The following is a 13,111-nucleotide window of genomic DNA, read 5'->3' on the forward strand; positions in this document are numbered from 1 at the left end:
TTTCTATCTTTAGGGAAAAGATGCCATGCCGCTTACCTTAAACCGGGCCGAACAGTTTTTAACCACCCGATCGCTCACAGAAAAAATCTGTACCCCCCTCCAGACAGAAGATTATGTAGTGCAACCGGTAGACTTTGTGTCTCCGCCCAAATGGCATTTGGGGCATAGCAGCTGGTTTTTTGAGGCCTTTATCCTGGAACGAAAGTATCCCGGCTACCGTAATTTCCACGAAGACTTTGCTTTTGTCTTCAACAGCTACTACGAGGCCATGGGGAAACGGGTCATTCGCGGAGAGCGTGGAAATTTATCCCGCCCCCCGGTATCTGAGGTATATGCCTACCGCAACTATGTAACGGACCATCTGTTGGAATTGCTAAACCGGGAAGTATCCGATGACTTACTGTCATTGCTGGAGATTGGTATACATCACGAACAACAACATCAGGAGTTACTGCTAACCGACATCAAATACATCCTTGGCCATAACCCCTTGCTACCCGCTTATTCAGACAAGCCCCCACAGGAGTACCCCGAGCCTGCGGAAGCTTCCCATTGGATTTCCATCCCGGCTGGCACTTATACCATAGGACATCAGGGAGCGGGCTTTTGTTTTGACAATGAACTGGGGTGCCACCAGGTGCTGTTGCAGGACTTTGACATTGCCTCCCAGCCTGCAACCAATCAGTTAATGCTGGACTTTATTGCTGATGGAGGTTATAAACGATTTGAACTATGGCATGCCGAGGGCTGGGACTGGGTAAATGCGGAAAATATTCAGGCACCGCTATACTGGCATTGTATAGACGGGGTCTGGCATTATTATACACTACAAGGGCTGATACCGGTTAAACCGGAAGCCCCGCTGGCGCACATATCCTATTACGAAGCCTTTGCCCTAGCCCAGTGGAAAGGCTTTCGCCTGCCTACGGAATTTGAATGGGAAGCAGCCCAAAGTATGTTTGACTGGGGGCTGCGATGGGAATGGACAGAAAGCGCCTATAGCCCTTACCCTGGCTTTTCAAAAGCTCCCGGAGCCCTGGGGGAGTACAACGGAAAATTTATGGTTAACCAGAAAGTCTTAAGGGGGGCATCCGTAGCCACCCCTCCGGGGCATTCAAGGGCTACTTACCGCAATTTTTTTCATCCGCATTTGCGCTGGCAGTATACGGGCTTAAGGTTTGCGCGCTAATTCCGACTAAAGATTTATATGCATAAAAAGAAAAACCAATTACTATCAGATTTTGCTCAAGACGTGGTGAACGGCCTTAGCGACAATCCGAAACACCTGCCTTCACGCTATATTTACGATCAGCAGGGAGATAAATTGTTCCAGCAAATTATGCAATTGCCGGAGTATTACCTCACCCGCTGTGAGATGGAGATCCTGGCGGAAAATAAAACGGCACTGGCAGAAATCTTTTCCCCTGACCAAAATCACTTTAACCTTATTGAACTGGGTGCCGGGGACGGGACCAAAACCAGGCTATTATTGCAATCCCTTAGAACCCGTGGGGCCTCTTTCACCTTTATGCCTATTGATATCAGTGAAAATGCCCTGGAGGAATTGGAAAACCGTCTGAATAGCGAATTTCCCGGGCTGGCCATAGACCCCTGGAAGGGCACTTACTTTCAAATGCTGGAGCAAATCAATACCCTCAACGAAGATCGTAAGGTAATCCTGTTTCTCGGATCCAATATCGGCAATATGCTGCATCCGGAGGCGGTTCAATTTTTAAGGGGCCTGCAGCAGGCAATGCGGGAGGGGGACTTTTTGCTGGTGGGCTTTGACCAGAAAAAGGACCCACAGAAAATACTGGATGCCTATAATGATGCTACAGGGGTAACCGCGGCATTTAATAAGAACATACTGAGGCGCATCAACCAGGAGTTCGGGGGAGCTTTTGATCTGGATAAATTCACACACTGGGAGGTTTACGACCCGCAAAGCGGTTCGGCCAAAAGCTATTTGCTGGCTACAGAGGCCATGGAGGTACGTATCGAGGCTCTGGATTTAAGCGTATCCTTTTACCCCTGGGAAAGCATACACGTTGAATTATCCCAAAAATACGACAACACCACGGTTCAATGGCTGGCCAGGGAGGCCGGGCTGGAAGTCCTGGAGGAATTTTCAGACAGCCGGGGATACTATAAAAACTATCTCTTTAAAAAAAGAAACGTATGAAAGCAATATGGCAGGGCGAGGTAATCGCCGAAAGCGAGGATACTGTAGTAGTGGAAAACAATCATTACTTTCCCGAATCAAGCCTTCGTAAAGAATATTTTATCCCAAGTGATACCCATACGCACTGCCCCTGGAAAGGAAAGGCATCGTATTACAGCCTTCTGGTTAAAGGGCAACTGAACCCGGATGCCGCCTGGTATTATCCTGAAGCCAGCCATGCGGCCAGGGAAATTGAAGGGCGAATAGCTTTCTGGAAAGGTGTTCAGGTGATTTCCTGAAAAATAAAAACGGACCTTCCCTGAGGAAGACCCGTTTAGCGCTTTGCAATAAGCTCGTTGTTTACACTTCCAGAACTGCGTTCTCAGCTCCGGCATAGTCATTCCACTGGTAGCGGTCTGCTTCAGTCTCATTGATGTAGGAGCCGTCTACCAGGTAACGGAATTCATAAGAATTCTCTTTTGGAAGGTCAAAAGTACCCTTGAAGGTTCCGTTTTTCAATTTCTTTAAAAGGCTGCCCTTGGGATTCCAGTTATTGAAGTCTCCCACTACAGCTACTTTTTTAGCTTCTTCAGCAGGTACGGTAAAAGTTACCTTGCATACCGGCTTGGATTTCAGATATTGTTTCTTTATTGCCATGATTTGTTGTTTTTCAAATTTTAGTGCAAAGCAACGCATAAAAGGTTTAAAACACAATTTGGCCAAATAGATTTATCATTTTCGTAAAATAGAAAATAGATTGCCTTAATCTTCTTAAAATATTGGGGGTTAAATTATTAAGCTGAAACCGGGCTCAGGTGGTTTTTATCACTTCGAGAAGCCTGTCCAGGTCGTTTTCAGAATTATAGCAATGAAAGCTTAAGCGTATCCCCTCCCCTCTTCGCGAACAGACAATATCGTTTTTGCGAAGCTTTGAATAGCGATGGTTTGTATCGGGAATATTAAAAATGGTACTGTGTTGTTTTGTAGGCAAACCATTGGTCCACAAACCCAGGGACTGTAATTCAACTTGAATTTTTTGGCTCAGTAGGCGATTGTAATGGTCAATTTCAGACAGCCCCAAATCCTGCAACAATCCCAGGGAAAAATACAGGCTGCCGAAATTATGGGTATCCAGGTGTCCGGGCTCTAATTTCTTTGCGAAGGGAATTGCATCCTTCCGGCTGAGATCGGCCTCCACCGAATTAAAGCCTGAAGTTGGGATATCAAAAATTGCCTCTATTCCCTCACGGAAACACATAAAACCATTCCCATTCCCCCCCAAAAGCCACTTATAACCACTGGCCCCGAGAACATCTATTCCGGATTTCTCAAAATCCATTTCAAAAGCGCCGAGATACTGGGTGCCATCGGCAATGATCAGCAGGTTTGGGAATTCCGTTTTCAGTTGTGAAAGCTTCTCAGGGGAGATCATTTCTCCCCCTATCCACTGAACCATACTCAGGGCAAGGACCTCAATTTGATGGGTGCTGACTGCCTCCCGGATATCCTGCAACAGCTCATTGGAAACCCGAATATGCTGCAGTTGAAACCCACGGGTTTCAAAGGGCCAGTTTACAGAAGGATAGTCTCCCTCCAGCAACAGAACCTTTTTGTCTTTGGGCAGGCCTTCCAGAAGCAGGTTGAGGCCCAGTGAAAAATTGGGAATCAATGCTATTCGGTCAGAAACGCAATTAAAGCAGTCCGAGATCCGGTTACGGGTCTGGTCCAGGATCTTCAGCGCCGGGATTTTCATTTCACTTCCTCCCGTCAGATAATCCAGATCGTCTTCCTGCCGCCACTCCAGTAAGCCGTCATGCAACAGGCCCCAGGCTGCTGTGTTGAGATAGGTATGCACCTCCAGGGCTGGAAAATGTTTTCTGAAGCTCTTAAAAGCATCCATAAGACTGAGTTGAATTTCCGTTATCTTTGCTTTTAAAGATACATATTCGGATGTTATCTAAAAACAAAAAGGGAACTACACTGGACCTTGAACAGCACGAACAAGTTGAATACGCCCAGAGGCGTATCCGGCAGAAAAAAAACCTCTATCGCCATTTCGTATTTTTTCTGATCGGATCAGTTTTCATTGTTTTCCTGAACAAGATCCTGAAGTACGGCGAAACCTATGACTGGTATCTCTGGGTAATTTTGGTGTGGAGTTTTTTTCTACTGGTCCACCTGGTGCAGGTTTTCATTATGGACCCCTTTATGGGACAACAATGGGAACGCAGACAGCGGGAACAATTGCTCCAGAAACAGCAGGAGCGTATCCGTGCGCTTCAGAAAGAAGTGGAAGCTTCCCATCCGCTTCCCGAACCACCTAAAAAAAAAGACCTTTGACGCAACTGATTTTAATTGCAGCCGCAGGCGAGCACAATGAATTGGGGAAGGATAACGACCTGCCCTGGCACCTTCCGGATGATTTCAAAAGATTTAAGCGAATTACTTCGGGACATACCATCATTATGGGTCGGAAAACTTTTGAGAGTTTTCCCAGGCCGCTGCCTAACCGGAAGCACCTGATCATTACCAGGGACACCCAGTATACTGTATCCCACGCGGATTGTACGGTTGTGCATTCTGTAAAGGCCGCCCTTTCAGTTGTATCAAAACTGGACAAAGCCTTTATTATCGGGGGAGGTGAAATATACCATCAGTTCCTGCCCTACGCCACCTCAATTGAACTCACCCGGGTACATGCCAGCTTTGCAGCAGATACCTGGTTCCCCAAAATCGAGGAAGCAAATTGGAAACTCATAGCGGAAGAACACCATCCGGCAGACGAGCGGCATAAGTATGCCTTTACCTATTTGTCTTATGTGCCGAGATCTTAAAATTCTGCCGCATTTGCCTTTTCGGGCCTTTCCATTTCATTGAGTACCCGGTTCATCACTGCCGGATCTGCATTGGTGTACACCTGATGGGTACCCGGTTCCCCGGATGGATTCAGCAATGCCTCAGCTTTTAATACAGCACGGGTTTGACGGGCAACGGCAGGGCCGCAGTCCACGATTTGCACCGATTCGGGTAATATTTCCCTGAGCTGGGGTATGAGCAGTGGATAATGCGTACAGCCCAGCACCAGATGATCAATGCCCCTGTCCAGCATCGGACTGAGTAGCCCTGTCAGGTGCTCCCGGGCATTTTCAGAATCCTGCAAGCCCTTTTCGATTAGCCCGACCAGGCCGGTACCCTCCTGCCCGATTACCTCAATCCCCGCTGTATAGGATGCCGAAGTGGAAGAAAACAGATTGCTGGCCAGGGTACCCCTGGTGGCTAGCACCCCTATCCGCTTGCTCCTGGATTGTAGTGCAGCCGGTTTGATGGCGGGTTCGATTCCGATAAAAGGTACATCGAATTCCTTTCGCAGCCGGGAAATGGCATTGGTGGTAGCGGTGTTGCAGGCAACTACAATTAACTTGCAGCCCTTTTCCAGTAACCACTGGGTGTTTTTGCGGCTCAGCTGGTAAATTTCTTCTACGGATTTCTCTCCGTAGGGGGCATTGGCAGCGTCAGAAAGGTAAATCGTATTTTCTTCAGGAAGCAGCCGCAGGAGTTCCCGCCAGACCGTCAAGCCCCCTACCCCCGAATCAAAAATACCAATTGCTGCTCTTTCCTTATTCATTTGCTCGTATGCTCATAGGCATCTGTAAAAATAAAAAAACCGCCCATCACATGGGCGGTTTCACTAAACAGGTTTTCTTTTTATTAGAATCCCAATTCCTTTTTAACTTCAGGCATCAGGTCCTTCCCTTTGGCGACGAGCAATCCGAGGCCAGGACTGGCATCAACAACGTAGTCATACCCCTGGGCTGCAGCCACTTTCTGGATAGCGTTGTTGGCTTTTTCCAATATAGGCTGGTACAATTCCTGCTGCTTCTTGCCGAGTTCCTGCTGGGCGGCCTGTTGGGCCTCTCCAATATTCTTTTCAAACCCCTGAAGCTCCAGTGCTCTTTTCTGGTTCTCTTCATCGGTTTTTGCACTCGCTTCGTTATTGTACTGAGTGTATTTGTTTCTCAGTTCAGTTACGGAACTTTGAATGTCTGCCTTGTAGGTTTCTTCCAATTTCTTGAGTTCCGCCTGGGCAGCCTTCATCTCCGGCATTTGCGCTAACAACTCGGTCACGTTAATATGAGCTACCTTGCTCTGGGCTTGCATAAAGCCAGTAGCAGCTACAAACAAAACGACCGCTACAGCTACCTTTTTTAAATGTTTCATGATGTTTAATTTGCTAATTTGAGTTATTACTAATTGATCCTATGTTAGTTTATTGAATCCTTTTCTTTTCCGGTGGCCTCTTTGCGTTCTTCCTCTTTGGCTTTCCTGCGGGCTTCCCTTTCTTCCAATAATTTCTTTCTTCTCGCTTCGTATGCTTTCTTGCGCTCTTCTCTCAATTTCAGTGCCTCAGACCTTTTGTCGGTTGCAGCTTTCTGGCGTGCTGCCTCGGCCTCTGCCGCCCGGGTCTGCCGCTCGAGCAAGGCCTCTGAAACAGATTCCTCAATCTCATCATCCCCTTCAAACTGTTCCAGGCGATCATCTGCTTTCTTCTGGGGCTTACTGACCCTTCTGGTCCTGGCTATTCCCCTTAAAATCAGGTCACTGATATCATGCCTTTTTTCGGAGTACAACATTACGACATCCGCCGATTTATCGAAAATAAAATCATACTTTTTATTCGCTCCTATTTTCTGTACTTCATTAAAAACCTGGTCCTGTATGGGCTGGATCAGGCGCTGTTTTTGCAACACCAGGTCCCCCCTGGGTCCAAAACGGGCCTGCTGATAATCCAGCAATTCCTTTTCCATAATCTGAATTTCCTCTTCCCTTTCAAGGATGAGCTCGTCTGTTAGCAATACGCGTTCTGCGAGCAAATCCTTTTTCTCCTGTTCAATGAGGCGCTGTTTGGCCTCAATTTCAGATTTCCACTGGTTAACCCTCTTGTCTAACTGCTCAGTTGCTTCCCGGTATTCCTCAACATTTTCAAGGATATATTCCATATCAACGTAACCGATCCGTACTCCGCGCTGCGCCGTAGCCACTAATGACATTCCAAGAACGCCCAGAAGGATAATTATTTTGTGTTTCATTCCAGAACTGTTTTGTATGATAGAAAATATCGTGCCAAAATTACTAAATCTTTTAAAATGAACGATTTAACAAAAAAGGACTGTATCTAAAAACAGACATGGGATCAGAATTGTTGCCCAATAATAAAGTGCGTTTGCCACCCGCTTGGTCCCTGGCCAGCAGATTGTGGCCTAAGATCTTCATCAAAACCGTATCCAAAGTCAATTCCCAACAGTCCGAAGGCTGGCATAAAAATTCGGAGCCCTACCCCGGCCGATCTTCTTAATGCAAACGGATTAAAGTCAGTAAAATTGTTGAATGAATTACCGGCTTCCATAAAAGTCAGGGCATAAATAGAGGCCGTGGGCTTCAGGGTAAGCGGGTAGCGCAGTTCCAGGGAATACTTATTGTATACAATCCCGCCCTCCTGTTGCTGGGTAATCGGATCAACCGGGGTTAGGGAGTTGTTTTCGTATCCCCTTAGCTGAATAACTTCGCGGCCATCCAGGGTAAAGTTTCTCCCCAATCCGTCTCCCCCAAGGAAGAAACGCTCAAAAGGAACTTTTCCAACCTCACTGTTGTAAGCTCCCAAAAACCCAAATTCGGCATTGGTCCGTAAAACCAGTTTCCCTACAATTCTGGAATACCAGTCTCCTTTAAACTTGATCTTATAGTATTCCAGCCAGCGGAAACGCTCCTGGTCTACCTGTTCCAGTTCTCTTTGCTCTTCGGGGGTCAGGGATTGCCCCAGCCTTGCCCGTTCTACCTGCAATTCGTTCAGTTCTTCACTGCGCTCTTTCAGACCCGAAAAATCCTTATTGCTAAACAGCGAATAGGGCGGGGTAAACTTGGCTGTAATTTCGAAAATACTTCCTGTAAGCGGGAAGATGAATCCCGGGCCTGCAGAACTCCTGGAAATACCAAAGGTGTAGGCAAAGGAATTGGACTGGCCATTACCAAAGTTAAACAGCCCGGTCCTGTAGTTCTGGAAATTATACAGCTGGTAACTCAGGGCATGCGAGATGGTAAAAAAGTCATCCGGCCACTGCACCCGCTTGGCCAACCCGGCCGAAATACCCGTAATAGAGAACTGTTGGTTTTTATCTACCTGTACCCTTCCGCTATTGTTAAAGGACGCCAGGAACTGCTGGGTACGGGAAAGCGACAAGTTAAAGCGTACCGGCTTACGCCCACCCAGCCAGGGTTCCGAGAAATTCAGGCTGTAGACACGGAAGGTACGGCTTGCCTGTAAACGCAGGGCAAAGGTCTGGCCGTCTCCCATGGGTACCGGCTTGTAAGCTTCCCCATTAAATAGGTTCTGAATTGAAAAGTTGTTAAAAGACAGGCCAAGGGTACCTATAAAGCCGCCGCCGCCGTAACCTCCCTGCAACTCTACCTGGCTGGAGCCTGATTTTACAAGATCCAGTTTCAGGTCCACCGTTCCCTCATTGGGGTTTGGGTTGTCAATGGTGGGCTTGATCTGTTCCGGATCAAAAAAGCCCAGCTGTCCCAGTTCCCGCACCGTTCGGATAATGTCTTCCTTGCTGTATCGCTGGCCGGGCCGTGTCCTTATCTCCCGATAGATCACATGGTCATTGGTTACCTCGTTTCCACCGATTGTTACGCGGTTGATAAAGGTCTCCTTCCCTTCAATAATGCGAATTTCAAAATCGATGGTATCCTTTTCGGCTGAAACTTCTACCGGGTTAATCCGTGAAAATAAATAGCCGTTATTCTGATAGAGGTTGGTGATATCCTCGCCGTCTGGTTTGGTGTCGTCTGCGATCCTTTTGCGCAATAAGACCCCGTTATAGGTATCCCCTTTTTTAATCCCAAGGACCTGGCTGAGCTGCCGGTCTGTGTAAACGCTATTACCTACAAAATCAATATCGCCAAAGTAGTATTTATTGCCTTCCTCCACGGCAATGCGAATATTGATCTTGTTATCGCCAATGCGCTCGATGGAATCGGAGAGTACACGGGCATCCCTGTAACCATTTTCGGCATATTTGTCGATCAGGGATTTGAGGTCTTCCTGATAATCTGCCTCAATGTATTTTGATTTCTTCCAGAAACGACCCAATTTTTTTTCCTTGGTGTTTTTCATGGCGCCCCGTAGTTTGCCACCAGAGAGCTTCTCATTGCCCTCAAAAACGATATCCTTCACCTTAACACGGTCGCCTTTATTGACGTTTATCACCATGTTGCGTGCGTTAGTCTGCGAAGTATCTGCGGAAGTGGCAATGGTGACCCTGGCATTCAGGAACCCCTGCTTTTTGTACTTGTTTTCGAGATAGTTTCGGGTGTTGGAAATCAGGCTTTCCGTAATTTTCTTTCCCTTTTTGAGGTCTGTATCATTTACCAGATCATCTACCTTACGCTTTTTAACTCCGTAAAATGTCACCTTGGAAAGCGAGGGGCGTTCCAGGATATTCAATTCAAGGAATATCTCTTCCCCCTCTATTCGGGTAATGTAAAAGGAGACATCGCTGAATAGTTCCAGGCCCCAGAGCTTATTGATGACTTCACTTATCTCATCTCCCGGGATGGTTATCGGCTGACCTTCCCTTAGGCCGGTATAGGTTTTAACGGTTTGTTCGTTATAGCTCTGTAAGCCAGTAACTTCAATACCCCCGAGAATATAGGTCTTCCCGTTCTCATAGGATATATCCTGAGCGTTGGCAAGGGCGGTAAGAAGAAATGCTATGGTTAGGAGTAGCCGCTTTAGTGGAAGGGTTGCAGAACTGCCACTAATGAATTTGTTCGCTTGTTTTTCCAAATCTTCGTTCTCTGTTCTGATAACTTTTAATAGCCTCTAGGAGGTGCTCCTCTCTGAAATCCGGCCAGAATGTTTCCGTAAAATACAATTCCGCATAGGCTATCTGCCATAATAAAAAATTGCTGATCCGATGTTCCCCACTGGTTCGGATAAGCAAGTCCACGTCCGGCAAATTGTGCGTGTAAAGATGATCATTAATAATGGTTTCATCAATATTATCGGGTGAAATTATATTATTTTTAACTTTGGATGCAATAGCCTTAAAAGCCGATGTTAGCTCCTCCCTGGAACCATAACTAAGGGCAAGTGTAAGGGTCATTGCAGTGTTCTGACGGGTCTGTTCCATCACTTCATTAAGCTGCCTCAGCACCTTTCTTGGGAGGCTGTCTATTCGACCTATGGCATTGAGGCGGATATTATTCTTGTGAAGCGTCTTTACTTCTTTCCTTAAGGAAGCCACCAAAAGGCTCATCAGGCTGTCTATCTCCAGTTTGGGGCGATTCCAGTTTTCTGTGCTAAAGGCGTATAGGGTGAGGTATTTTATTCCCAGTTTTCCGGAGGTCTCCACGGCATCCCGCACAGACTGCACTCCATTTTCATGACCGAAGACACGGAGTTTACCCCGCTGTTTGGCCCAGCGGCCATTGCCATCCATAATGATGGCCAGATGCGCAGGTATACGCCCCTCTTTTAAGTCTTCTATAGTGTTCATCAAACCTAATTATACTCAAAGCAATCCGAGCAGGGCTTCCTTCCAAAGGTATACGTCAGGGTAATTCCTGAAAAAACATACCAGTCATCACTGAAAATATTCCCCAACCGAAAGGCTTCGAAATTCGAACCCTCCGGATTACTTGCATCCAGGTTATCCGTAAAGGTATACCTGGCGCCAATTTCAGCCCCAAGGATTAATTGCTGGTTGAGCCGCAATTTGGCCCCAACCGTCATCGGAATGGCAAATGATCCCTCTCGCTGATTCACATCAATTAACAGGCCGGCATCGAAATAATTAAAATCGTACCTGAAATAGGTAATCCCCGTATACAAATATGGGGTAAATGCCGGACCAGTTTTATGAAGGTTGTACTCCACAAAATTTACTTCCAAACCGGCTGATGCCTCCAGAATGCTGTTATCCATTCTCAGGCCGCGCCGACTTCTCGATTGGAGCGATGATTTGCTGTCGTCTGCCGTAAAACTTCCCTGAATCACACTAGCCCTCCAGGCGTAACGCTTGCTCTTGTTCCATTTGAAGATGGCTCCAAAAGCAGGCCCGCTGGGCAGTATGAAATTCATCCGGCCAATATCGCCAATATTATTGGCGCCTCCGGCAAATAAGCCCACTTCGTAGGTTTGCCCCTGAAGCGAACTGAAAATCAACATGCACAATACGGCAAAAACGATCCTCATCTAATCCAAAAGTTTGCAAATATAGCAATTTAACGCCCTACGACAGCAGTAAAAACACCATATTTATGTTTCATTTGATAAACAACTTTTGTAGGTATTTATTGCCCGCAGGGCCCTTTCAATTCCTGCGGTCTTCCCCCCAAAGCAGCTTATTGCGAATCGTCTTCAGGAAACTTTCGGAGGCGTATTCCACCATTTTAATACTAAAGTCTGCCTTTCTGACCCGTATTTCGGTACCATTGTCCAAACTGGCAATACGAGAATCCATAGAGAGTAAGTGCTGTTCTTCACGCCCGGACACCACCAGCCGAATTTCGGTATCATCTGAAATGACCATAGGGCGTGCATTCAGGTTGTGCGGCGCAATGGGGGTAATCACCAGGGAGCGGGCGGTTGGCGTGATTACAGGCCCCCCGCAGCTAAGACTGTATCCGGTAGACCCTGTAGGTGTTGCTATGATAAGACCATCTGCCCAGTAAGAAGTCAGATATTCGTCATTCAGGTAGGTGTCTACCGTGATCATGGAGGTTGTATCCTTGCGGCTTACAGAGATTTCATTAAGTGCAAAGTTAAGCTGCGCCCCGCCTGGGGTCTGTCCATCAAAACTGGCAGCTACCAGACTACGGTCTACCAGATGGTAATTTCCTGCCACAAATTCCCGTACCAGGCGGTCAACTTCTTCCTTTCGAAAGGTTGAAAGAAATCCCAGCCGTCCTGTATTGACCCCTACTATGGGGATTCCCATATCCCTGATGTAGGTGATAGCCCTGAGAATGGTCCCGTCACCACCAAAGCTGACCATCAGATCAAAACTGGAATCCAGGCCTTCAGAAAGTGTGAAACCCGGATAGCGATCCGCACCATATCCTAAAAAATCAGAAAATTCGGTTTCAATGGCTATCGATGCCTGTACCGATTCCAGTGCAGAAAGTAATTCCGAGACCGGGCCGGCAACCTCCTCGTTGTAGGTTTGCCCGTAGAGTGCAACCTTCATGAGGTTTATACATTTAGATATTTGTCCAAGTAATTGGAGCGCTGTTTGAGTTCTTCAAGAAAACGGTCTTCCATGTTCCCGAACAGGATGTTGTAGCGATACCGCCTGAAGGTCTGAATGACCTCGTTAATATTCTGTCCGTTCATTTTCAGGGTAATCTGCACCGTTTCATTGGTCATTTTGGTAATAAAAGCCCCCAGCAGCTTCGTATTATTACCTTCCACAATTTGTGCAATCTCACTGAAACTGTAGTCTTGTATGGCTTTCGCGATTACCAGAACGGCTCCCGGCTCTGAAAAAAATGGCATTTCCGTAAAAATACCCACAATATCGCTCAGGTCGTAGTACCCCAGCACCTGTTCCTGGGCATCGATCACCGGCATCAGGTTCGCTTCATTTTGTGTGAATCCCTCAAGGATATCCAGCCAGGATGCATCCTCCCGAACCGAAAAGGATTCCAGTTGGTAGCGAAACTCTTCCACCAAACTGGTTTCCTGGAAACTATCCAGATCTGCTTCCCCCAATAATCCTGCAAAACGCCCTTCATGCACAATGGCCACATGGGAATAGGTGCTGTGCGTGAAAAAGTGGATTACCTCCTTCAGGGAATCCTCCAGTTCAAAGACGGGAATAGTACTGATTATGTGCTCCTGCATATCCATAAGGGCAAATCCTGCTGCAAATTACTAATTTTAAAGAG

At 47.0% G+C, this 13,111-nt stretch carries 15 protein-coding genes; 5 read left to right on the forward strand and 10 right to left on the reverse strand.

All coding sequences use genetic code 11. The features are described 5' to 3' along the window. Positions 1 to 25: 25 nt before the first annotated feature. Genes egtB through ACT6NU_RS02715 form a run of 3 tightly spaced genes read left to right on the forward strand, consistent with a single transcriptional unit; the run spans position 26 to position 2,460 of the window. Positions 26 to 1,189 carry an ergothioneine biosynthesis protein EgtB gene (egtB, locus tag ACT6NU_RS02705; RefSeq protein ID WP_445382922.1) on the forward strand — a complete coding sequence of 388 codons (1,164 nt, stop codon included), beginning with the start codon at positions 26 to 28 and terminating at the stop codon, positions 1,187 to 1,189. Between the two features lie 18 nt (positions 1,190 to 1,207). After that, the gene (gene egtD / locus ACT6NU_RS02710; protein ID WP_445382923.1) at positions 1,208 to 2,182 is read left to right on the forward strand and encodes an L-histidine N(alpha)-methyltransferase; all 975 of its coding nucleotides are present in this window, start codon (positions 1,208 to 1,210) and stop codon (positions 2,180 to 2,182) included. Continuing rightward, positions 2,179 to 2,460: a DUF427 domain-containing protein gene (locus tag ACT6NU_RS02715; protein WP_445382924.1), complete on the forward strand. Its 282-nt coding sequence runs from the start codon at positions 2,179 to 2,181 to the stop codon at positions 2,458 to 2,460. Before egtD ends, ACT6NU_RS02715 begins: the two co-directional genes overlap by 4 nt. Before the next feature lie 61 nt (positions 2,461 to 2,521). Here ACT6NU_RS02715 and ACT6NU_RS02720 read toward each other — a convergent pair whose 3' ends face one another. Both ACT6NU_RS02720 and ACT6NU_RS02725 read right to left on the reverse strand, forming a co-directional pair. Next, positions 2,522 to 2,818 carry an isoamylase early set domain-containing protein gene (locus ACT6NU_RS02720; RefSeq protein ID WP_445382925.1) on the reverse strand — a complete coding sequence of 99 codons (297 nt, stop codon included), beginning with the start codon at positions 2,816 to 2,818 and terminating at the stop codon, positions 2,522 to 2,524. 154 nt (positions 2,819 to 2,972) lie between these two features. Then, positions 2,973 to 4,061: an aminotransferase class V-fold PLP-dependent enzyme gene (locus ACT6NU_RS02725; RefSeq protein ID WP_445382926.1), complete on the reverse strand. Its 1,089-nt coding sequence runs from the start codon at positions 4,059 to 4,061 to the stop codon at positions 2,973 to 2,975. 50 nt (positions 4,062 to 4,111) lie between these two features. Between ACT6NU_RS02725 and ACT6NU_RS02730 the strand changes: the two genes are divergently transcribed. Together ACT6NU_RS02730 and ACT6NU_RS02735 are read left to right on the forward strand one after the other, a co-directional pair. Next, positions 4,112 to 4,501, forward strand: a complete 390-nt coding sequence (locus ACT6NU_RS02730) for a 2TM domain-containing protein (protein ID WP_445382927.1) — start codon at positions 4,112 to 4,114, stop codon at positions 4,499 to 4,501. Next, the gene (locus tag ACT6NU_RS02735) at positions 4,498 to 4,995 is read left to right on the forward strand and encodes a dihydrofolate reductase (RefSeq protein WP_445382928.1); all 498 of its coding nucleotides are present in this window, start codon (positions 4,498 to 4,500) and stop codon (positions 4,993 to 4,995) included. Before ACT6NU_RS02730 ends, ACT6NU_RS02735 begins: the two co-directional genes overlap by 4 nt. Here the strand turns inward: ACT6NU_RS02735 and murI are convergent. From murI to ACT6NU_RS02775, 8 genes are all read right to left on the reverse strand, one after another. Further along, positions 4,992 to 5,786: a glutamate racemase gene (gene murI / locus ACT6NU_RS02740; protein ID WP_445382929.1), complete on the reverse strand. Its 795-nt coding sequence runs from the start codon at positions 5,784 to 5,786 to the stop codon at positions 4,992 to 4,994. The two genes, ACT6NU_RS02735 and murI, sit on opposite strands and share 4 nt — an antisense overlap. Before the next feature lie 83 nt (positions 5,787 to 5,869). Continuing rightward, positions 5,870 to 6,379, reverse strand: a complete 510-nt coding sequence (locus tag ACT6NU_RS02745) for an OmpH family outer membrane protein (RefSeq protein ID WP_445382930.1) — start codon at positions 6,377 to 6,379, stop codon at positions 5,870 to 5,872. Positions 6,380 to 6,423: 44 nt separating this feature from the next. Beyond that, entirely contained in the window at positions 6,424 to 7,248 is an 825-nt protein-coding gene (locus ACT6NU_RS02750; RefSeq protein WP_445382931.1) for an OmpH family outer membrane protein, read from the reverse strand. A 104-nt stretch (positions 7,249 to 7,352) separates the two neighbouring features. Beyond that, positions 7,353 to 10,007 carry a BamA/OMP85 family outer membrane protein gene (locus ACT6NU_RS02755; protein WP_445382932.1) on the reverse strand — a complete coding sequence of 885 codons (2,655 nt, stop codon included), beginning with the start codon at positions 10,005 to 10,007 and terminating at the stop codon, positions 7,353 to 7,355. Next, positions 9,979 to 10,719 carry an isoprenyl transferase gene (locus ACT6NU_RS02760; protein WP_445382933.1) on the reverse strand — a complete coding sequence of 247 codons (741 nt, stop codon included), beginning with the start codon at positions 10,717 to 10,719 and terminating at the stop codon, positions 9,979 to 9,981. The genes ACT6NU_RS02755 and ACT6NU_RS02760 overlap by 29 nt, the downstream gene beginning before the upstream one ends. A gap of 5 nt (positions 10,720 to 10,724) precedes the next feature. Continuing rightward, a complete protein-coding gene (gene porG / locus ACT6NU_RS02765) occupies positions 10,725 to 11,417 on the reverse strand; it encodes a type IX secretion system protein PorG (RefSeq protein WP_445382934.1) in 693 nt (230 codons plus the stop codon). Positions 11,418 to 11,535: 118 nt separating this feature from the next. Further along, positions 11,536 to 12,411, reverse strand: coding sequence for an NAD kinase (locus ACT6NU_RS02770; RefSeq protein ID WP_445382935.1), 876 nt, complete (start codon positions 12,409 to 12,411; stop codon positions 11,536 to 11,538). A 5-nt stretch (positions 12,412 to 12,416) separates the two neighbouring features. Beyond that, the gene (locus tag ACT6NU_RS02775; RefSeq protein WP_445382936.1) at positions 12,417 to 13,067 is read right to left on the reverse strand and encodes a CBS domain-containing protein; all 651 of its coding nucleotides are present in this window, start codon (positions 13,065 to 13,067) and stop codon (positions 12,417 to 12,419) included. Positions 13,068 to 13,111 lie beyond the last annotated feature (44 nt).

The organism is Robiginitalea rubriflava (assembly GCF_052540725.1).